The sequence below is a fragment of the Herminiimonas sp. GW821-FHT09C12 genome, from assembly GCF_059416385.1.
In genome coordinates this window covers 925643-945921 of the sequence record NZ_JBWKPC010000001.1, presented here as the reverse complement: position 1 = coordinate 945921, position 20279 = coordinate 925643, and the positions used below count along the sequence as shown (strand labels likewise).

Sequence of the window (20279 nt, the reverse complement as noted above, 5' to 3'; positions counted from 1 at the left end):
AAATCACTCCTCCTTCCGATGCCCGCGCCTAAGAACATCGCGCCCACAAAAACTTCAAACACCCGTTTGCTCCAAAGGATAGTAATGAATCAACGCTTCACCCCATTGGCAGCGGCCTTGTTGGCTGCGTTTTCCGTTCCGCTTGCAATGCAATCGTCGGCTTTTGCGCAAACCACGCAATCTGATACAACATTGCCAGCAGTGACAGTACAAGGCAGTAGCGAAACAAATTACAACGTGACGACTGCTACCAGCGCGACCAAGATAGATGCGCCATTGCGCGATATTCCGCAAACCATCAACGTAGTTCCACAAGAATTGATGCGCGACAAAGCCGTACGCTCAATGGAAGATGCTGTGAAATCCGTCCCCGGCATTGGTTTGTCACACGGTGATGGTCAACGCGATCAAGTTACGATTCGCGGCTTCAGTGCGATTGGCGATCAGTTTGTTGATGGCGTACGCGACGACGCGCTGTATTTCCGCGACATGTCTAATGTCGAGCAGGTAGAAGTTGTCAAAGGACCCGCCTCTGTTTTGTATGGTCGCGGCTCGTCCGGTGGCTTGATCAATCGCGTTACCAAAAAACCCGGCATGGACAAAAATGAAGCCATGCTGCAAGTCGGTAGCTGGAATCAGCACCGCGGTGAATTTGACCTTGCTCGCAACTATGAAGAAAGCGGTGTCGCCTTCCGTATGACCGGCGCGGTAGAACGTGCAGATAGTTATCGCGATCAGCAATTCCTGCAGCGCGAAGCATTTGCACCTTCCCTCTTGCTCAAGCTCGGTGACAATACCAAGCTTCTGCTTCAAGCTGAATATCTGCATGACAAGCGTGTAACCGACTTCGGCATTCCTTCATATCAAGGCCTGCCAGTCAATGTCGCACCAAGCACTTATTACGGTGCAGCCAATGGCAGAGATAACGATTATTCGGAAGCGACAGTAAGTTCGGCAGGTTTCACGCTGGATCACCGTTTCAACAATGAATGGTCGATACGTAACACCTTCCGTTACTACGAATACTCACTGAACCGTTACAACACCAACGTCACGGCGGTCAATGAAGCGACGCAAACAGCCACACTCAGCCGCGGCAATGTTCAACGCGACGAAAGTGGCTATTTCAATCAGACTGAATTGATGCAAAAAGTTACGCTGGCCGGTATGGAGCATCAAATGCTGTATGGCGTAGAGATTGGCCAGCAAAACAAGAATCAACGATTTCTGACGCAAAACAATATTGGAACGGTTAATCTCTTCAACCCGGTCAATCCAGTCGTTCCATTCACCGTCACAGCACCAACAAGCACGACTGATAACAAAGGTATCCTGACTACAGCCAGTGCCTATGTACAAGACCTCGTTACGCTGTCGGAAAAATGGAAGGCTCTGGCCGGCATTCGCTACGACTCCTTCAAGCAGGAAACCAAGGATCATATCGGCACCAATAACCTGAATCGTACCGATACAGCATGGAGTCCACGCGTCGGTCTGGTGTATCAACCAAACACTACTCAGTCCTACTATGCATCGGTCAGCAAATCGTTCCAGCCATCTGCAGAAACCTTTGCACTAGCCGCGAACAATGCACAATTGGCTCCTGAAGAAACCACCAGCAAAGAAGTTGGCGCCAAGTTTGATTTGTTTAATGGCCGAGCTTCGGCCACAGCATCCTTGTTCCGCCTGGAGCGCAGCAACATTAAAATGACCAACGGCGTAACTGCCACTCTTATTCCCGTCGGCAAACAGCGTACCGATGGTATCGAGCTAACCTTTACGGGTGATCTGTCGGGCGGCTGGCAAATCTGGTCCGGCTACGCCTATCTGGATGCAACGGTCACCGACTCACCCAACATTGCATTTCAAGGAAAGCGCGCAACTCTGACACCGGAGCACAGCGCCAATATTTGGCTAACCAAAGCATTGGGCCATGGTTTCAGTGCCGGTGGCGGTGTGAACTATGTAGGCAACCGTTTTGCCGATCCAAGCAATACCACCACTCTTCCGGGTTACACCACGATAGACGGCATGGTGGCCTACCGCATCAAGGGTTTCGAGTTGCAGTTGAATGTGAACAACATCTTCGATCGTAAGTACATCGTCTCAGGTCATGGCACTTCTGCCTATCTCAACTTGCCAGGTGCGCCACGCAATGCGCAATTAACCGCACGTTACGCATTCTGATAACAACATGCCCACCACCTCACGGTCGTGGGCAATTTTTTAGGCTAGCGAAAAATGAAAAACTTCATCAAACCTATTCTTGCCCTCGCATGTTGTGCATCACTGTTGGCAAGTGGTGTAGCGCAAGCGCATTATCTCTGGCTGGAATCCGGCACTAAAGGCGCGGCGCTCTATTACGGCGAAGTCGACGTTCAGCTAAAAGAAAAAAGTCCCGGCAAGCTCGATAGAATTAGCGGTGCGCAAGCATTCGTAAATACGGGCGATCAAGTCAAAGCTGTAGACGTCAATCGCACCGCAAACTATCTTGCAATTGCGAGCGGCAAATCATCCAATGTATTGGCACTGGAAGAATCGCTAAGCGTTGCCGATCTGACCAAACATAATTTGGGCGTGGCCAAGTCGAACTATTACGCACGCTTGGGCCAACCATTAGTCTCCGGTGCAACATCACCGCTGGCTCTGGATATCAAACAAGGCAATACCGCTAATACCTTCATCTTGTTGTATCGCGGCCAGCCATTGAAAAACGCAAAGCTGGAAGTCATTGCACCAAATACCTGGATGCAAGAACACCACACCGATGCGCAAGGCACGGTGGAAATTAATACGCCTTGGCGTGGTCAATACGTTGTGCATGTATTGCACATAGACCGCACAGCTGGCGAATTTGGCGGCAAGCAATATGACAATCTGCGTAATCACCTGACCTACACTTTTGTGAAAACCAAAGGTAGCAATGCCGGTCCGGTGCAGCCGCCTAAACATCCGATGGAGTAAGAAATAAATGAATGCCGATGGAACATTTCGCACGCGCGAAGGCAAACCAGTTGATTTGTCTGCCGCGACTTCGCATGGCAAGCATGGTCGGCGGCGCAGCAAGCGCGCCATCTTCCTGACCTGGCTGCGCAAGATCCATTTGTACGTCGGCTTGTGGGGTGCGGTATTCGGTCTGTTGTTCGGTGCAACCGGCCTCATTCTTAATCACCGCGCGGTCCTGAAAGTCCCTATCGAAAAAACCGTAGTAACGACAGTGCAATTAACACTGCCGCACAGCTTTGCCAATCCGGAAGCCTTATCTAGTTGGCTGCAAGAAGAGTTGAAATTTGTTCCAGTCGCGCCGCCTGTACTTAAATCGCAGCCGGCGAAAACGGTCGTCTGGAGCGGTCATGATGTACAGCAACCCGAGCGCTGGACCATTGCCTTGAATCGTCCTGAAGGTGGCTTATCGGCGGAATACTTTGTCGGCAATCACTTCGTCAAACTGGATCAAATCGATGCCACGCCTATCGGCACATTGACGCGCTTGCACATGTCTATCGGCGTCAGCGCATTCTGGGTATTGCTGTCCGATACGATCGCCGGCAGTTTGATTCTGCTTTCTCTTACAGGCTTGTTGCTGTGGACGCAGTTGCATACGATACGCACGGTTGCTGTCCTGACCAGCGTCGGTGCCTTGTTCACCGGCCTCTGGTTCATGTGGTCGATATAAGAACGCAAGGTTTTAGCAACATCTTGTCACCACCAAATCTGAAGTACTCATAGGCAAGTAATCCTCGCCAAGCACATCTGCAACCCCCCTCTGTATGCCAGACATGTCTTGATAGACATTCTGGCAAAAATGCCTACTATGAATGATAGGAATTGCTGAGTATTTGGTCTCGCGCAATTGCCACGCGCCATCATTACCCAAGCAATTGAAGAAAGGAGATTCATCATGTTCTCCGACCTACATTTGTTTCCACTTCTACTTGCCCTTGCGGTCGTTGTTTTTCTCTTCTCCGCCATCAATATTTTCCGAGAATATGAGCGCGGCGTCGTCTTCACTTTGGGACGCTTCTGGAAGGTAAAAGGCCCGGGACTGGTCATCATCATTCCCTTGATTCAACAAGTGGTGCGCGTCGATTTGCGTACTGTCGTGCTGGAGGTGCCAACCCAGGATGTCATCTCGCGCGACAACGTTTCTGTGAAAGTCAGTGCAGTTGTTTACTTCCGCATCATTGATCCGCAGAAGGCGATCATTCAAGTGGAGGATTACCTGAATGCAACGAGCCAATTGGCACAAACCATGTTGCGCTCGGTATTGGGCAAACACACTCTGGACGATATGCTGGCGGAGCGTGAAAAACTGAATCAAGACATTAGAGAATCGCTGGATGTGCAAACCGACTCATGGGGCATCAAGGTTGCCAACGTCGAGATCAAGCAAGTCGATCTGACTGAATCCATGATCAGGGCCATCGCCAGACAGGCAGAAGCCGAGCGCGAACGGCGCGCCAAAGTCATTCATGCTGAAGGCGAATTGCAAGCTTCAGAAAAGTTATTCGAAGCAGCCAAAATTCTGGCGCAAGAGCCGCAAGCAATTCAACTCCGTTATCTGGAAACGTTAACGGTTATCGGCGCAGATAAAAACACGACCATCGTTTTCCCTCTACCGATAGAGTTGGTTTCTTTCTTGAGCAAGCTTAAACCGACAGAACCGCCACGCGATACCTGATAACAAAAAAGCCGGTCAAAATGACCGGCCTTTTTTAAGGGAAGTGTGACAAACCTTATGGCTTAGAAAGCTAAGCGTGCTTGTACATAAATCATGCGCGGCGCACCAACCAATTTGCCAAGATTGCCGTCGGTAGTACGCGTGAAGTAACGCTCGTCAGTCAAATTATTAAGTCCGGCCAAAAGCTCCAAACCTTTCTTGTTTGGACTCTTCCAGTTGACTTGCGCATTCCATAGGCGGAATCCAGGGATAAGCCCATTGGATCCATCTGCGCTCTCAGTCACGGTGTTTTTATCATCAGCATACTGCTTGCTTTGATGTGTACTGGAGAGATTGAAACCCCACGGACCAGTTACATAACGCATACCTATCGTATCGGTATTGCGTGAGTAAAAAGGAACGTCGTTACCAGCAGTCAGACCTGACTCTTGCTTTGCCCGTGTGTAGGTGTAATTCGCATAAGCATTAAAGCCGGCCAATGGGCCTGCCTTATCGAAGGTATAGTCAATCGCAGTTTCTATACCTTTGTGCTCAGTTTTTCCCAGGTTGTAATAGGCCAGAGTCGCGCCACTACCAACTGATTGAATCTGATTGTCGAAGCGAATATTAAATGCCGTAACCTCTGCAGAAAAACTCTTGCTCTTCCAACGAGCACCCGCCTCTATCGTCTTCGCCAATTCTGGCTGCAGCGGATTTGCTGGTGTCATCGTATTCAACTGCGTGTTTTGCACAACACCAAACGATGTCCCGTAATTAGCAAACAGCGTGACGTCCTGTGTGAGCAAATACGCGACATTCAACGATGGCAAAGGCTTGTTATTCTTAACCTCAAAGTCTCCACCGGTAGAGCGATCATGACGCAGCGAGTTGATATGTTCAAAGCGAAGACCTGGTGTAATACGCCATGCACCGAAGGCAATCTTGTCATCGATGTATACCGCGTGTGCATCCGTAGAATTATCAAAGGTTGTCTGCGCACCGTAGGCACCGGTAGTGATTGATTCGCTGTAGACATTGTCATCGCCACGCTCACGGATGTAGCGATAACCAACAGTGACATCATTCGTTGTATTGCCAAGGTTAAAGCGTTGCGTGTAGCGCGGCTCTATTCCCAAGGTCTGATAACTACGCGGCTGATGCTGAATGGTGATGGCGCCACTAGTTTTGTTCACCGTGTACAAAGTACTTTGACGATTGCTCTCATTGTAGTAAGTGCGTATCTCAAATTCCTGCGTATCGGATATGGTGTTGATGTAACCCACGTCGAAGGCTTTGCGATCACCACTCCAGAAATCCGTCGGACGCGTGTTCTGGAAAGGGGTCGCATTGTATTGCGCCACAGTCAAACCGCCGGGTGTTCTCGACATGACATCGTAGTAGGAAAACTTACCGTAGATTTCTGAAGTAGGACTCAGCTCGTAATGGAATTTCAGCGCAAGATCATTCACCTTCTCATCGCTGCGCACACGCCAATCACTACCGCTCATACCCGAGTACAACAAGGCAAAGCCCAAGCCGTTATCCAACTGCTTGCCGGCAAATGCGCTGTACTGGGTATTGCTACCACCGTGGCTGTAATCGTTTTGACGTATCGTGACATCGCCCACTGCTTCCGCTGTAGTTGGAATCGCACGCGTCTTGAAGTTGATAATGCCGCCTACGTTTTGCGGCCCATAACGTACCGCGCCACCGCCGCGCACGACGTCTATCGATTCAATATTATTCAAGCTGACTGGTGCGAATGACAATTGCGGTTGGCCATAAGGCGCGTTCGCCATTGGAATACCGTCGAGCAAAATGGTAGAGCGTGGCGAGTAGCGCCCGGCTAAACCACGGATACCAATGTTGAGTGAAATTGCACTACCTGCACTGCCGGAGTTGTCGCTGACTTGCACACCAGGGATGCGACGCATCACATCGCTGATATTGGAGGCGCCGGAATTTTCTATCTCTTCTTTTTTAACAACGGTACGTGCGCCGGCATAGCGTTTCACGCTGTTTTCCAAACCGGTACCGAGTAAATCGCTGCTGACCTGAATCGCGTCCAGCGTGGTGGTATCGCTGGCCGGCTGCGCTTGTTGTGCATAGATAGGCATTGCCATCACTGCGAGCGCAACGGCAGTCACACATTTCAAGCGAGAGGAAGGATTATTACGACGGGCGATGCGGGCCATTTCTGGTTTCTCCAGGTGCTAAGGTCAATGTTTGCGCTGGCTAGTCCGCAGAGACACTGGTCGAAGCAGGAGTACAAATGGCTGGCAATGTTCAGGCAGGGCTGAACAGATCAAATGATATTGATTCTCATTTTCAAGGTCAATCAGAATACAGACCTAGCGACGAGATAGCCGCTTTATGCGCCTGATTCTGTCGCTTTTTCGTCAAACAACTTTCAACTTTGCAAACTCTGGGTTGCCCGGAGGAAAAGCTGGCTTCAACTTCTGTAATTTATCCAGCACGATGGTGCTGATCGCCAGATTGCGATGTGTTTTTGAGTCCGCTGGAATGATGTGCCACGGTGCGTAGTCGGTATCAGTCTCATTGATCGCAGCTTCGTACAAACGCTGGTAATCGCCCCAGAATTTTCGCTCGGCCAAATCGTTGGGATCGAATTTCCAATGTTTGTCTGGATCAGCGATGCGCTCTTCCAGACGTTTCTTTTGTTCGTCGCTGGAGATGTGCAAAAAGAATTTGAGGATGACGGTGCCGGTTTCACTCAGCATACGTTCGAAGTCCCGGATATGCGCGTAACGTCGTTTACATTCCTTGTCGTCTATCCAGTCATGCACGCGCGTGATCAAGACATCTTCGTAATGACTGCGATTGAAAATCGTAAACTCGCCCTGCCCGGGTACTTGTTGATGTACGCGCCAGAGAAAGTCATGTGCCTTTTCTTCCGCAGTCGGCCCCTTGAAAGCGACACTGCTGACGCCCAGTGGATCGATCTTGCCGAAGACACCGCGCACCGTGCCATCCTTGCCTGAGGTGTCCATGCCTTGCAAGACGATCAGGGTTTTGTACTTGCGTTCGGCGTACAGGATCTCCTGCAGATCGGCAATCTGTTGCGCCTGCTGCTCGATCAGCAATTTGTCCTGCGCCTTGTCGCCGCTGGACAGCGGCTTTTGCGCAGCGTCAGCATCGACTATTTTCAGCTTCTTATCTGCTCGGAACAATTGCTGGACGTTGGCCATGTTGATCTCCGGTTAGCTTGCTCTGCGCCATATGGCGTGGTCGATTTTGGTACAGCGATCTGCCACTACATCGAGTCCGGCAGCACGCGCCTTGTCGGTCGCGGCTTCATTGATGACGCCTATTTGCAGCCACACACCTCGGGCGCGGATCGCAATCGCTTCATCAACTATCGGTCCGACCAATTCGGATTTACGGAAAATGTCGACCAAATCAATCCTGGTCTGTTGCTCGGCCAATGCCGCCGCTGCCTGCGTCAAGGTTGCGTAGCAATGTTCACCAAGTATGTGAGTGCCTGCACTCGCAGGATTCACCGGAATAATACGATAACCATGGCGCTGCAGATAATCAGCGACTTCATGGCTAGGACGGTCTGACTTGGGCGACAAGCCAACCACCGCGATCACGCGGGACTCTGCCAGTAATTTGGTAATGACTTGTGGATTCTGGTTCATGATTTTTCTTTTTCCAAAAAACAAAAAGGGCAGCCTAAGCTGCCCTTTATTGTATGCGGGATTTGCAGATTAACGTTTTTGACGCAATCTTTGAATCGCCGCCAACTGTGCAATCGCGCTGGCCAATTCAGCCTGTGCTTGTGCGTAGTCGATTTTCGATTCTTTATTGACCAGTGCTTCTTCGGCCAATCGTTTAGCTTCCGCTGCCTTGGCTTCATCCAGATCGCCACCACGGATCGCGGTGTCGGCCAAAACCGTCACTGCATGCGGTTGCACTTCCAGAATGCCGCCTGCGACGAAGACAAATTCATCTTCAGCCTGGCCTGCAATCTTGATGCGTACCGCACCTGGTCGGATGCGTGTGATCAAAGGCGTATGTCCCGGCAAAATCCCGAGCTCGCCCGACTCACCCGGCAGCGCGACAAATTCTGCCTCGCCGGAGAAGATTTCTTCTTCGGCGGAAACCACGTCTACGCGCATTGTGTGTGCCATGTTAAACCTTATTCATTCGTCCAAAGATCGATACAAGGACCGATACGAACTTGCAGCTTACGCACTGATTAAACAGTGAGTAAGCTGCTCAACGATTAGTTGAGTTTTTTCGCTTTTTCGATTGCTTCTTCGATGGTACCTACCATGTAGAACGCTTGTTCTGGCAGGTGATCGAGTTCGCCCGATGCGATCATTTTGAAGCCCTTGATCGTATCTTTCAGCGAAACGTATTTACCTGGTGCGCCGGTAAACACTTCAGCAACGTGGAATGGCTGCGACAGGAAACGTTGCATCTTACGAGCACGTGCGACCAGCAGTTTGTCTTCTGGTGCCAACTCGTCCATACCCAGAATCGCGATAATGTCGCGCAATTCTTTGTAACGTTGCAAAGTACCTTGAACAGCGCGCGCTGTGTCGTAGTGATCTTGACCAACGACCAGTGGATCCAATTGACGCGATGTCGAATCGAGTGGATCAACCGCTGGGTAAATACCAAGCGATGCGATGTCACGCGACAGAACAACGGTGGAATCCAAGTGAGCAAACGTGGTTGCTGGCGATGGATCGGTCAAATCATCCGCTGGAACATAGACGGCCTGGATCGATGTGATCGAACCAGTTTTGGTCGATGTAATACGCTCTTGCAGACGGCCCATTTCTTCAGCCAGTGTAGGTTGATAACCCACAGCCGAAGGCATACGACCCAGCAACGCGGATACTTCGGTACCAGCCAATGTGAAGCGATAGATGTTATCGACGAAGAACAACACGTCTTTACCTTCGTCACGGAACGCTTCAGCCATGGTCAAACCGGTCAACGCAACGCGCAGACGGTTACCTGGTGGTTCATTCATTTGACCGTAGACCATCGCTACTTTGGAGTTCTCTGGGTTTTCCAGATCAACCACTTTCGCATCAGCCATCTCGTGGTAGAAGTCATTACCTTCACGAGTACGTTCACCAACACCAGCAAACACGGACAAGCCGCTGTGTGCTTTAGCGATGTTGTTAATCAGTTCCATCATGTTCACGGTTTTACCAACACCCGCACCACCGAACAGACCGACTTTACCGCCTTTTGCAAACGGGCAAACCAAGTCAATAACCTTGATACCTGTTTCCAGCAAGTCCTGCGATGGCGACAATTCGTCGTACGCTGGCGCTTTGCGGTGAATCGATGCTGTGCGCTCATGGCTCACAGGACCGCATTCGTCGATAGGGTTACCCAATACGTCCATGATGCGGCCGAGTGTTGCTTTGCCGACTGGTACGGTGATTGGATTGCCGGTGTTTTGAATGATCATGCCGCGACGCAAACCGTCGGATGTACCGAGCGCAATGGTACGAACAATACCGTCACCCAACTGTTGCTGAACTTCCAGCGTCAGTTCGGAGCCTGCCATCTTCAAGGCATCGTAAATCTTAGGCATCGCATTGCGGGGAAATTCAACGTCCACCACCGCGCCGATACACTGAACGATTTTGCCATCAGCCATTTTCGTTCCTTCAATATATAAAATTTAAAATCTGGTTGTTGAGGACAGCGTATTGCTACGCTGCCCAGCAATCGAATTAAACCGCAGCCGCACCGGCGACGATCTCGGAAAGTTCTTTCGTAATCGCTGCTTGACGCGTCTTGTTATAGACCAGCTTCAATTCGCTAATCACGCTACCTGCGTTGTCGCTTGCCGATTTCATCGCCACCATACGTGCCGATTGCTCGGACGCGAGGTTTTCAGCAACAGCTTGGAAAATCAGCGCTTCAACGTAACGCACCAACAATTCATCGATCACGGTTTGCGCGTCAGGTTCGTAGATGTAGTCCCATGCCAGCGAACCTTCATCTGCCTTCAACCTGTCAGTAGCCAATGGCAGCAATTGCTCCATCATTGGCTCTTGCTTCATCGTGTTGATGAACTTGGTGTAGACAACGTACACCGCGTCCAGCTTGCCGTCTTGATACGCATCGAGCATCACCTTGACTGGGCCAATCAACTTGTCCAGATGCGGGGTGTCGCCGATTTGTACCGCATGCGACACGACACGCGCGCCGATACGATTCAAGAAGCCCAAACCTTTGTTACCGATTGCAACCGCTTCGACTTTCTTGCCTTCTGCTTCCAGTTCACGCAACTTGGTCGTCACGATGCGCAAGGAGTTTGTGTTCATACCGCCGCACAAGCCCTTGTCAGTCGTCACGATAATGAAGCCGACTGTCTTCGATGCATCAGACTTCACCAGAAACGGATGCGTATATTCCGGATTGGCTTGCGACAGATTCGCAGCGATATTGCGAATCTTGTCGCTGTAAGGACGTGCCGCATGCATCCGGTCTTGCGCTTTACGCATTTTGGATGCAGCGACCATTTCCATCGCCTTGGTGATCTTCTTCGTATTTTCTACGCTCTTGATCTTGCCACGTATCTCTTTGCCTGAAGCCATGAGTTGTTACTCCTTATAGCCCCAGAATCAGAACGATTTTTTGAAATCAGCAATCGCAGCAGCCAATACAGCTTCGTCATCTTTCTCGAGCTTCTTGGTGTCTTCGATTTTTTGCAGCAATGCTGCGTGGCTGGACTTCATGAAACCGTGCAGACCTGCTTCGAATGCGAGTACACGTTTAACTTCGAGGTCATCGAAGTAACCTTTGTTGACCGCGAACAGCGAAACCGCCATCAACGAAGTCGACAATGGTGCGTACTGAGCCTGTTTCAACAATTCTGTTACGCGAGCACCGCGGTCCAGTTGTTTGCGGGTCGAAGCATCGAGGTCGGAAGCGAACTGCGCAAACGCTGCCAATTCACGGTATTGCGCCAAATCGGTACGGATACCGCCGGACAAGCCCTTGATGACTTTAGTTTGAGCTGCACCACCAACGCGAGACACTGAGATACCAGCGTTAATCGCAGGACGTACACCCGAGTTGAACAAGGATGTTTCCAAGAAGATCTGACCGTCGGTAATCGAAATTACGTTGGTTGGAACGAATGCGGAAACGTCGCCTGCTTGTGTTTCGATGATAGGCAATGCTGTCAACGAACCGGTTTTGCCTTTTACTGCGCCTTTGGTGAACGCTTCGACGTAGTCGGCGTTAACACGTGCTGCGCGTTCGAGCAAACGGCTGTGGAGATAGAACACGTCGCCAGGGAACGCTTCGCGGCCTGGTGGACGACGCAACAGCAAGGAAACTTGACGGTACGCAACAGCTTGTTTCGACAAATCGTCATACACGATCAGTGCATCTTCACCGCGATCACGGAAGTATTCGCCCATTGCGCAACCGGAGTATGCCGAAACGAACTGCATAGCAGCCGATTCAGATGCGGTAGCAGCAACAACGATTGTGTATTCCATCGCGCCGTGTTGTTCCAGCGAGCGAACGATGTTTTTGACCGACGATGCTTTTTGACCGATAGCAACGTAGATACACGTTACGCCTTGGCCTTTTTGGTTGATGATCGCATCGATCGCAACAGCTGTTTTACCAGTTTGACGATCGCCAATGATCAACTCACGTTGACCGCGGCCGATAGGTACCATCGCGTCAATAGCCTTGATACCGGTTTGCATCGGTTGATCAACGGATTGACGTGCGATAACGCCTGGAGCGATTTTTTCGATAGGTGTCGTCAACTTGGTGTTGATTGGACCTTTGCCATCGATAGGTTGACCCAATGCATTGACCACGCGGCCACACAGTTCAGGACCAACTGGCACTTCCAGAATGCGACCGGTACATTTAACTGTATCGCCTTCGGAGATGTGTTCGTATTCACCCAAGATAACGGCACCGACGGAGTCACGCTCCAAGTTCAGCGCGAGGCCGAACGTGTTGCCTGGAAACTCCAGCATCTCGCCTTGCATAACGTCAGACAGACCGTGGATGCGGCAGATACCGTCGGACACGGAAATGACCGTGCCTTGATTGCGAATCTCAGCTGTGTCGCCGAGCCCTTGAATCCGGCTCTTGATCAGTTCGCTGATTTCAGACGGGTTGAGTTGCATATAAACTCCTAAAATTTTTCTCTGTAGCTTAGGCTAGGGGCCCGGGCGACGATTACGCAGTCAACGCAACTTGCATCTGTTGCAGTTTCGCGCGCACCGAGGTGTCGAGCACTTCATCACCGACAACGACGCGCACACCACCAATCAGTGCGCTATCTACGGCGACTGTCGGATTGAGCTTGCGGCCGAATTTCTTTTCCAGCGTTGCGACCAGCTCGGTCAACTGCGCTGACGACAGTTCAAACGCGCTGACGATTTCTGCGTCAGCAGCGCCTTCTTGCGCATTTTTCAATGCGTGGAACTGCGTCGCGATTTCCGGCAACAGCGTCAAGCGGTCGTTTTGCACCAGCATGTTGATGAAGTTTTTCGCTTCAGCGCCAACCGGCGATTTAAGCGCCGAAATGAACGTGCTGCTGATCAAGTCTTCCGAAACTTTAGGGTTGTGCGCCAATGCATACACATCGGGATTCGCAGCAACCTGTGCCATTTCAGAAACCAACTCGGACCAGCTGTTCAAATCAGCGGCTTTCGCCACACGGAACAGAGCTTCGGCGTAAGGACGGGCAATCGTTGCGAGTTCGGCCATGATTACAGCTCGGCTTTCAGTTGGTTCAACAGATCAGCGTGGACAGCAGCATTGACTTCGCGTTTCAGAATTTGCTCAGCGCCTTTAACTGCAAGGGTAGCAACTTGGTCACGCAATGCTTCGCGGACTTGAGTTACTTGCTGATCAGCATCTGCTTTTGCTGTTGCCAAAATACGCGCAGCTTCTTCAGCAGCGGTTTTCTTGGCTTCTTCAATAATGCTCAGTCCGCGCTTCTCAGCATCGCTGATACGCTTTTGACCCGCTTCTTGCGCTGATGTCAGTTCTGCCTGGGCGCGCTTTTCAGCGGCTGCCAGATCAGACTTGCCACGTTCGGCTGCTGCCAAACCATCCGCGATCTTCTTGGCGCGCTCATCGAGCGCATTCATCAGTGGCGGCCACACGAATTTCATCGTGAAGCCTGCCAAGATGAAGAAGACCACGAACTGCGCAATCAAAGTTGCATTTAAGTTCATGGTAATTCCTTCTCTAAGTATCGTGTGCTGAAAATATCTTCAGCGTGAGAACCGGTACGTGACCGAATTACTTAGCGATGAACGGGTTTGCGAATGCGAACAACATAGCGATACCAACACCAATCAGGAACGCAGCATCGATCAGACCAGCCAACAGGAACATTTTGGTTTGCAATGTGTTCATCAATTCTGGTTGACGAGCAGAAGCCTCAAGGTATTTGCCACCCATGATAGCGATACCGATACAAGCACCGATCGCGCCCAGACCAATAATCAAACCACAAGCCAGTGCAACAAATGAGAGGTCAGTCATAACAATTCCTTCAAAGTTAAAGTTAAATCAAAAAGTTAAATCAAAAAACCAAAAAGCTTAATTACTTACATCCATCAATGCGCTTCATGTGCCTGGCCGATATACACCAGAGTCAGCATCATGAAAATGAACGCCTGCAAGAAGACGATCAGGATGTGGAAGATAGCCCACATCGTGCCTGCCACTACATGACCGAAGAAACCGAACGCAGTCGCGGTCGAACCCAGCAATGCAATCAACAGGAACAACAATTCGCCGGCATACATGTTGCCGAACAACCGCATCGCCAGGGATACTGTTTTCGCTGCGAATTCGATCATGTTCAACAACAGGTTGAACGGTGCAAGCCAGATACCAAACGGAGCAGCGAACAGTTCATGAATGAAGCCGCCTGCGCCTTTGATTTTGAAGTTGTAATAGATCATCAGCGCGAATACGCCGAGTGCGATACCCATGGTGCCGTTCAAATCGGCAGTAGGAACAACGCGGTGATGCGAGATCAAGCTATCCCAGCCAACTGCGTGGAAGAATGCGGAGAACATATCGACTGGCAAGAAATCCAGCGAGTTCATCAGGGCAACCCAGACGAATACTGTCAATGCCAATGGAGCGATAAAGGAACGGTCGCCATGCACGATAGACTTGGCTTGGTTGTCGACCATTTCAACAACCATTTCAACCGCGGCCTGGAAACGACCAGGTACGCCGGATGTTGCCTTGCGTGCTGCGAGATACATGAAGAGGCAACCAATAACGCCAGCAAAGATAGACCAGAATACGGTATCTATATTGATGATCGAGAAATCGACAATCTTGTCTTGGTGCTTGGTAGAAAAATGCCCCAGATGGTGGACGATATACTCGGAAGCCGTCGGTGCTGCGTGATCAGTCGCCATGTCAGTGCCTAAATAATAAGATTATGTAACTTTTCAGCGCCACGATGAACGCGGCGACTAGCGCCAGCAAATTCAAATCGCGGTACAACCAAACGACCGCGCCTAACAATGCGATCGTCAATGCAATCTTGATAAATTCTCCGATGAAAAAAGTCATCGGATTAACAGACTCGGATTTTTGCGCAGCGGAAAATAGACGTAGCGCAAACAGAGCATTCGGCACCACGCAGCACAACCCACCCAACAACGCTGAATACAGCGCCGGCATTCCGGCAATCAAACCGGCAATGATGCTGGCAATTACCGTTGTCGCGAGTTGCAGGAGGACGACGGGCAGCATACTGGTCCAAATGGTGCAGTCCTTTGGCGACCCTCTTGGTCGAGCTACTCGGACTGGAGTGAATACAAACTAAGTCGTGCTTCTATGAAGCCACGGGATTATAAGGGCTTTCCTTCACCACCGTCAAACGTTTGCTATGTGAAAACTACGTAGGCGCGTTGCAAATTGCGCCTTGTGGAAGGAATTATTGCGCTCCGGCTATGCCAACATGGGAATTCGATGTTTAACAAACATTTAACGTCATGTTGCACCAGAACAACGCGCGCTAGCTAACTGAACGAACCGGATCTGCTCACTATTCGCGCATTATTTGGCTGGAAGTAATTTAATTAAATAACAACTCAGGCTGTAACACGTAATTTGGCAATGATGCCGTCCAGCGCATCGAGGTCGGCAAAATCGACGACCAACTGACCCTTGTTCTTCGCGCCCAGTTTGATTTCAACCTGGCTTGCCAGCAAATCCGACAGCTCTTCTTCCAAACGGGTAATGTCGCGCGATTTTTCCTTGCCGTTGGCACGTGGCTTATTGCCTGCAGCTTGTTCCAATGTAGAACGCACGACCAATTTCTCAGCTTCGCGTACCGACATGCGTTTGGCAACGACTTGATTCGCCAGGTTAATTTGCGTGGCAGCATCAACCGCCAGCAAAGCGCGCGCATGGCCCATGTCGATGTCGCCGGCCATCAGCATGGTTTGCACCGGCTTCGCCAGATTCAGCAAACGCAACAGATTGGAAACCGCGCTACGCGAACGGCCGACGGCATGCGCCGCTTGCTCGTGCGTAAAATTGAAATCGGCGATCAGGCGATGTATGCCTTGCGCTTCTTCCAATGGATTCAAATCTTCGCGCTGTATGTTTTCAATCAGCGCCATCGCGGCGGCGGCTTCGTCATCGACTTCTTTGACGAGTACCGGCACTTCGGTCAGACCTGCCAATTGTGCTGCGCGGAAACGACGTTCACCGGCAATAATTTCGTAACGATCACGGCCGTTATGCGAAGCGATCGGACGCACCAGAATTGCCTGCAGCAAACCTTGCGCCTTGATCGATGCGGCGAGTTCATTCAATGCACCTTCATCCATGCGTGTACGCGGCTGATATTTACCAGCTTGCATGTCGGTGACTTGCAAAGTCGACGGAGCACCAGGCAAAGCGGCAATCGCTTCATTGAAGTCAGAAGCACCGCCTAACAATGCTTCCAGACCGCGACCCAAACCTTTTTGTTTTTTCGTGACCATAATTCCTGACTCACATCTTTTGATTAATGAGGATGGCGCAACAGGCGCTCTCTTCCTCGTTATATTTAAATCGTCTTGATACGTTCAACCATCTCTGCACCGAACGTCAGATACGCTTGCGCACCTTTCGATGATGGATCGAAATTGATACCCGGCATGCCATACGATGGCGCTTCTGCCAAACGAACGTTACGTGGAATAATTGTTTTGAATACCTTGTCGCCGAAATGCTGTTCCAGCTGCGACGATACCTGCTGCGATAACGTCATGCGTGGATCAAACATCACGCGCAGCAAACCGATGATCTTCAAATCGGTATTCAACTTGGCGTGGACTTTCTTGATCGTGTTGACCAGATCGGACAAACCTTCAAGCGCATAGTATTCGCACTGCATAGGAATGATGACGCCATGCGCTGCGCACAAGCCGTTCAAGGTCAGCATCGACAGTGCAGGCGGACAATCGATCAGCATGAAATCGTATTCCGCATCGACCACCGCGAGCGCATCTTTCAAGCGCTTTTCGCGATTGTCCAACTCGACCATTTCCACTTCTGCACCCGCCAGTTCGCGATTGGCTGGCAACACATCGAACTTGCCTGTCTCTGAGGTCACGCGCGCAGTCGCTACATCGGCCATGCCGAGCAAGACTTCGTAGATCGACGACTTCAATTCCGACTTGTTGATGCCCGCACCCATCGTGGCATTACCTTGCGGATCCAGATCCACCAGCAAGACGCGTTGATTTAATTGTGCAAGTGCTGCTGCCAGGTTGACGGCTGTGGTGGTTTTACCGACTCCACCTTTTTGATTGGCGACGCAAAATATTTTTGCCATATTCTCGTTTTGGTTAGTGGTCTATCAATCTCAAAGCCAATCAGAAAAACTTCTGCTGTTTTGAAAATGAAGCTGGCAGAAATTTCTATTACTAAGCGCTACTGCCTACGATGCAACAAGCATTCCTGCTTTATGAAGCAACTCTTGCTATGAACACCAAGTGACGCTCGGCTTGCAGCGTCGGCACATGCAAGGCACGCACTTCCCTCACCTGCCATCCTGCCGGCAGACGCGCCACTTCGGTATCAGGTGCGACACCTTTAAGCGCGATGAACTCGCCACCGTCCGCCAGCAAATGTTCTGACCAGGTAATGAAGTCAGTTAATTCGGCAAATGCACGCGAGGTAATCACATCGAATTTCTGCGGTGCCTGCCATTGCTCGACACGCGCAGTATGCACACTAACATTGCTTAAGCTCAGTTCGGCTTTTACCTGCGTCAAGAAAGCCGTTTTTTTATGCACAGTATCGATCATCGAGATGCGCATCTCAGGCTGCACTTCCGCCGCCCAGATTGCCAGCACGATACCGGGCAAGCCACCGCCGGCACCGACATCCAATACATTCTTCGCATTGGCAAATGCAGATACAGCCGCCAATGAGTCCAGCAAATGTTGCGTGACCATCTGCACCGGATCGCGCACGGCAGTCAGGTTGTAGACCGAATTCCATTTCGACATCAAGGCCAGATAGTCGATCAACTTGGTGATCTGCGCTTCGCTCAAGTTCAACGATAAATCACGCGCACCCTGAACGAGTAATACGGTTAATGCGGGACGATCAAATGCCTTCATGCAGCAGCTTCAGTGTTAGGTGGTAATACAGCGAATTCCTTGAAACCGCCTTTTTTCAGATGTACCAACATCAATGAAATGGCGGCTGGTGTAACGCCAGAAATACGTGAGGCCTGGCCCAACGTTTCCGGACGCTGCTTGGTCAACTTTTGACGCACTTCGATCGACAAGCCTTTGACCGCCATGTAATCGAACTCAGCCGGCAACTTCAGGTTCTCGTAATAATCGTGGCGCTCGACTTCTTTGGCTTGTCTATCGATGTAACCGGCGTACTTCAGCTGGATCTCGACTTGCTCACGCACAGCCTCTTCCGCTACGCCTGGGCCGCCCAGATCCTGGCCGTCCATGCCCTTCAAAGTCATCAGAGTTTCGTAGCTAACGTTCGGGCGGCGCAGCAGGTCAGCGAGCGCATACTCACGCTCTATGCCTTTACCTAACACGCGCTCTGCTTCAGCCTCTGCCAAAATGCGAGGGCTAACCCAAGTCGAACGCAGGCGCTCCAGCTCGCGCGCAACGGCTTCACGCTTGGTTTCAAACATCGCCCATTGCACATCGCCGACGCAACCCAGCTGGCGGCCGATCTCGGTCAGCCGCATATCGGCATTGTCTTCACGCAAGCTCAAACGGTATTCAGCCCGGCTGGTAAACATGCGGTACGGTTCCAGCACACCTTTGGTAATCAGGTCGTCGACCAGCACGCCGAGATAAGCTTCGTCACGGCGTGGCGTCCATGCATCGCGCTCTTGCGTCTGCAAGGCAGCATTGATACCCGCCAACATGCCTTGTGCGGCTGCTTCTTCGTAACCTGTGGTGCCATTGATCTGTCCGGCAAAGAACAGACCTTGGATTACTTTGGTTTCCAGCGACGACTTCAAACCGCGTGGGTCGAAGTAGTCATATTCGATGGCATAACCGGGACGCAAAATATGTGCATGTTCCAGCCCACGCATTGATTGCACCAGCGCCAGTTGCACGTCGAAGGGCAAGCTGGTGGAGATGCCATTTGGATAATATTCGTTAGTCGTCAAGCCTTCTGGCTCTAGGAAGATCTGATGGGATTCCTTGCCGGCAAAACGATGTATCTTGTCTTCGATCGATGGGCAATAACGCGGACCTACACCTTCAATCACACCGGTGTACATCGGGCTGCGATCGAGACCACCACGGATCAGATCGTGGGTTCTTTCATTGGTGTGCGTAATCCAGCAAGGCATTTGCTTGGGATGCATCGCAACCGAACCCATCACCGAAAATACAGGGATAGGATCCAGATCACCCGGTTGTTCCTGCATCACAGAGAAGTCGATAGAACGACCATCGATCCGTGGCGGCGTACCGGTTTTCAAGCGACCTTGCGGCAGCTTCAATTCTTTCAAACGTGCCGACAGCGAAATCGCCGGCGGATCACCTGCCCTACCAGCCGAATAATTATTCATGCCGATATGAATCTTGCCATCGAGGAAGGTACCTGCGGTCAGCACTACTGCACGCGCACGGAACTGAATCCCGGCTTGCGTCACAGCACCAACCACGCGATCGCCTTCTACCAGCAGATCATCCACTGCCTGCTGGAATAACCATAGGTTAGGTTGATTCTCCAGGCGTGAGCGGATGGCTTGCTTGTACAGAATACGATCAGCTTGTGCGCGGGTAGCCCGAACTGCCGGGCCTTTCGACGAATTCAAGATGCGGAATTGTATGCCTGCCTCATCGGTCGCAATTGCCATTGCACCGCCCATGGCATCGACTTCCTTGACCAAGTGCCCTTTGCCTATGCCACCGATGGATGGATTGCAGGACATTTGCCCCAGCGTTTCAATATTATGCGAAAGCAAAAGGGTCGATTGCCCCATGCGAGCAGAAGCCAGGGCGGCCTCCGTCCCGGCATGGCCGCCGCCGACTACGATGACATCAAATTTGGTAGGAAAGATCATGGGTGCGCCTCGATGAGACGTTAAGCAGAGGCGAGATTATAAAGTCTT

General features: G+C 51.1%; 20 protein-coding genes. 4 read left to right on the top strand and 16 right to left on the bottom strand.

Annotated elements, in window-relative coordinates; all coding sequences use genetic code 11:
- Window positions 1-84: 84 nt before the first annotated feature.
- The 4 genes from AC07N2_RS04435 to AC07N2_RS04420 all read left to right on the top strand — a co-directional run bounded on the left by AC07N2_RS04435 (window position 85) and on the right by AC07N2_RS04420 (window position 4681).
- Window positions 85-2187 (top strand): TonB-dependent receptor, encoded by a 2103-nt coding sequence (locus AC07N2_RS04435; protein WP_494777181.1) that lies wholly within the window; start codon window positions 85-87, stop codon window positions 2185-2187.
- A 54-nt stretch (window positions 2188-2241) separates the two neighbouring features.
- The gene (locus AC07N2_RS04430) at window positions 2242-2964 is read left to right on the top strand and encodes a DUF4198 domain-containing protein (RefSeq protein WP_494777180.1); all 723 of its coding nucleotides are present in this window, start codon (window positions 2242-2244) and stop codon (window positions 2962-2964) included.
- Between the two features lie 7 nt (window positions 2965-2971).
- Window positions 2972-3676, top strand: a complete 705-nt coding sequence (locus AC07N2_RS04425) for a PepSY-associated TM helix domain-containing protein (RefSeq protein WP_494777179.1) — start codon at window positions 2972-2974, stop codon at window positions 3674-3676.
- Between the two features lie 225 nt (window positions 3677-3901).
- Entirely contained in the window at window positions 3902-4681 is a 780-nt protein-coding gene (locus AC07N2_RS04420) for a slipin family protein (RefSeq protein WP_494777178.1), read from the top strand.
- 62 nt (window positions 4682-4743) lie between these two features.
- Here the strand turns inward: AC07N2_RS04420 and AC07N2_RS04415 are convergent, their stop codons facing one another.
- From AC07N2_RS04415 to mnmG, 16 genes are all read right to left on the bottom strand, one after another.
- Window positions 4744-6855, bottom strand: coding sequence for a TonB-dependent receptor family protein (locus tag AC07N2_RS04415; RefSeq protein ID WP_494777177.1), 2112 nt, complete (start codon window positions 6853-6855; stop codon window positions 4744-4746).
- Window positions 6856-7059: 204 nt separating this feature from the next.
- Window positions 7060-7869 (bottom strand): polyphosphate kinase 2 family protein, encoded by an 810-nt coding sequence (locus AC07N2_RS04410; protein WP_494777176.1) that lies wholly within the window; start codon window positions 7867-7869, stop codon window positions 7060-7062.
- Between the two features lie 12 nt (window positions 7870-7881).
- A complete protein-coding gene (locus tag AC07N2_RS04405; RefSeq protein WP_494777175.1) occupies window positions 7882-8322 on the bottom strand; it encodes a CoA-binding protein in 441 nt (146 codons plus the stop codon).
- Between the two features lie 69 nt (window positions 8323-8391).
- Window positions 8392-8814 carry a F0F1 ATP synthase subunit epsilon gene (locus AC07N2_RS04400; protein WP_076592831.1) on the bottom strand — a complete coding sequence of 141 codons (423 nt, stop codon included), beginning with the start codon at window positions 8812-8814 and terminating at the stop codon, window positions 8392-8394.
- 95 nt (window positions 8815-8909) lie between these two features.
- Window positions 8910-10310, bottom strand: coding sequence for a F0F1 ATP synthase subunit beta (gene atpD, locus AC07N2_RS04395; RefSeq protein WP_076592830.1), 1401 nt, complete (start codon window positions 10308-10310; stop codon window positions 8910-8912).
- Window positions 10311-10386: 76 nt separating this feature from the next.
- Complete coding sequence (atpG, locus tag AC07N2_RS04390; RefSeq protein WP_076592829.1) at window positions 10387-11256, bottom strand: F0F1 ATP synthase subunit gamma; 870 nt, start codon at window positions 11254-11256, stop codon at window positions 10387-10389.
- A gap of 27 nt (window positions 11257-11283) precedes the next feature.
- Window positions 11284-12819: a F0F1 ATP synthase subunit alpha gene (atpA, locus tag AC07N2_RS04385; protein ID WP_076592828.1), complete on the bottom strand. Its 1536-nt coding sequence runs from the start codon at window positions 12817-12819 to the stop codon at window positions 11284-11286.
- A 52-nt stretch (window positions 12820-12871) separates the two neighbouring features.
- Window positions 12872-13405: a F0F1 ATP synthase subunit delta gene (locus AC07N2_RS04380; protein ID WP_076592827.1), complete on the bottom strand. Its 534-nt coding sequence runs from the start codon at window positions 13403-13405 to the stop codon at window positions 12872-12874.
- A 2-nt stretch (window positions 13406-13407) separates the two neighbouring features.
- Window positions 13408-13878 (bottom strand): F0F1 ATP synthase subunit B, encoded by a 471-nt coding sequence (locus tag AC07N2_RS04375; RefSeq protein WP_076592826.1) that lies wholly within the window; start codon window positions 13876-13878, stop codon window positions 13408-13410.
- 67 nt (window positions 13879-13945) lie between these two features.
- Entirely contained in the window at window positions 13946-14191 is a 246-nt protein-coding gene (gene atpE / locus AC07N2_RS04370) for a F0F1 ATP synthase subunit C (protein WP_011872763.1), read from the bottom strand.
- A gap of 74 nt (window positions 14192-14265) precedes the next feature.
- Window positions 14266-15087 (bottom strand): F0F1 ATP synthase subunit A, encoded by an 822-nt coding sequence (gene atpB, locus AC07N2_RS04365; RefSeq protein WP_076592825.1) that lies wholly within the window; start codon window positions 15085-15087, stop codon window positions 14266-14268.
- Between the two features lies 1 nt (window position 15088).
- A complete protein-coding gene (locus AC07N2_RS04360; protein WP_076592824.1) occupies window positions 15089-15427 on the bottom strand; it encodes an ATP synthase subunit I in 339 nt (112 codons plus the stop codon).
- Between the two features lie 341 nt (window positions 15428-15768).
- On the bottom strand, window positions 15769-16668 hold the full coding sequence (locus tag AC07N2_RS04355) for a ParB/RepB/Spo0J family partition protein (RefSeq protein WP_076592823.1): 900 nt from the start codon (window positions 16666-16668) through the stop codon (window positions 15769-15771).
- Window positions 16669-16733: 65 nt separating this feature from the next.
- Complete coding sequence (locus tag AC07N2_RS04350; protein WP_494777174.1) at window positions 16734-17504, bottom strand: ParA family protein; 771 nt, start codon at window positions 17502-17504, stop codon at window positions 16734-16736.
- Window positions 17505-17634: 130 nt separating this feature from the next.
- Window positions 17635-18297 (bottom strand): 16S rRNA (guanine(527)-N(7))-methyltransferase RsmG, encoded by a 663-nt coding sequence (rsmG, locus tag AC07N2_RS04345; RefSeq protein ID WP_494777173.1) that lies wholly within the window; start codon window positions 18295-18297, stop codon window positions 17635-17637.
- A complete protein-coding gene (mnmG, locus tag AC07N2_RS04340; RefSeq protein WP_494777172.1) occupies window positions 18294-20231 on the bottom strand; it encodes a tRNA uridine-5-carboxymethylaminomethyl(34) synthesis enzyme MnmG in 1938 nt (645 codons plus the stop codon). Before mnmG ends, rsmG begins: the two co-directional genes overlap by 4 nt.
- Between the last annotated feature and the right edge of the window lie 48 nt (window positions 20232-20279).

What these genes read in the sequence shown, in the direction of transcription:
- mnmG (WP_494777172.1), bottom strand. Translation starts at nt 20,231, where the DNA reads ATGATCTTTCCTACCAAATTTGATGTCATCGTAGTCGGCGGCGGCCAT.
- AC07N2_RS04355 (WP_076592823.1), bottom strand. Translation starts at nt 16,668, where the DNA reads ATGGTCACGAAAAAACAAAAAGGTTTGGGTCGCGGTCTGGAAGCATTG.
- AC07N2_RS04420 (WP_494777178.1), top strand. Translation starts at nt 3,902, where the DNA reads ATGTTCTCCGACCTACATTTGTTTCCACTTCTACTTGCCCTTGCGGTC.
- AC07N2_RS04400 (WP_076592831.1), bottom strand. Translation starts at nt 8,814, where the DNA reads ATGGCACACACAATGCGCGTAGACGTGGTTTCCGCCGAAGAAGAAATC.
- atpD (WP_076592830.1), bottom strand. Translation starts at nt 10,310, where the DNA reads ATGGCTGATGGCAAAATCGTTCAGTGTATCGGCGCGGTGGTGGACGTT.
- atpG (WP_076592829.1), bottom strand. Translation starts at nt 11,256, where the DNA reads ATGGCTTCAGGCAAAGAGATACGTGGCAAGATCAAGAGCGTAGAAAAT.
- AC07N2_RS04435 (WP_494777181.1), top strand. Translation starts at nt 85, where the DNA reads ATGAATCAACGCTTCACCCCATTGGCAGCGGCCTTGTTGGCTGCGTTT.
- atpA (WP_076592828.1), bottom strand. Translation starts at nt 12,819, where the DNA reads ATGCAACTCAACCCGTCTGAAATCAGCGAACTGATCAAGAGCCGGATT.
- atpE (WP_011872763.1), bottom strand. Translation starts at nt 14,191, where the DNA reads ATGACTGACCTCTCATTTGTTGCACTGGCTTGTGGTTTGATTATTGGT.
- rsmG (WP_494777173.1), bottom strand. Translation starts at nt 18,297, where the DNA reads ATGAAGGCATTTGATCGTCCCGCATTAACCGTATTACTCGTTCAGGGT.
- AC07N2_RS04410 (WP_494777176.1), bottom strand. Translation starts at nt 7,869, where the DNA reads ATGGCCAACGTCCAGCAATTGTTCCGAGCAGATAAGAAGCTGAAAATA.
- AC07N2_RS04350 (WP_494777174.1), bottom strand. Translation starts at nt 17,504, where the DNA reads ATGGCAAAAATATTTTGCGTCGCCAATCAAAAAGGTGGAGTCGGTAAA.
- AC07N2_RS04415 (WP_494777177.1), bottom strand. Translation starts at nt 6,855, where the DNA reads ATGGCCCGCATCGCCCGTCGTAATAATCCTTCCTCTCGCTTGAAATGT.
- atpB (WP_076592825.1), bottom strand. Translation starts at nt 15,087, where the DNA reads ATGGCGACTGATCACGCAGCACCGACGGCTTCCGAGTATATCGTCCAC.
- AC07N2_RS04425 (WP_494777179.1), top strand. Translation starts at nt 2,972, where the DNA reads ATGAATGCCGATGGAACATTTCGCACGCGCGAAGGCAAACCAGTTGAT.
- AC07N2_RS04375 (WP_076592826.1), bottom strand. Translation starts at nt 13,878, where the DNA reads ATGAACTTAAATGCAACTTTGATTGCGCAGTTCGTGGTCTTCTTCATC.
- AC07N2_RS04430 (WP_494777180.1), top strand. Translation starts at nt 2,242, where the DNA reads ATGAAAAACTTCATCAAACCTATTCTTGCCCTCGCATGTTGTGCATCA.
- AC07N2_RS04405 (WP_494777175.1), bottom strand. Translation starts at nt 8,322, where the DNA reads ATGAACCAGAATCCACAAGTCATTACCAAATTACTGGCAGAGTCCCGC.
- AC07N2_RS04380 (WP_076592827.1), bottom strand. Translation starts at nt 13,405, where the DNA reads ATGGCCGAACTCGCAACGATTGCCCGTCCTTACGCCGAAGCTCTGTTC.
- AC07N2_RS04360 (WP_076592824.1), bottom strand. Translation starts at nt 15,427, where the DNA reads ATGCTGCCCGTCGTCCTCCTGCAACTCGCGACAACGGTAATTGCCAGC.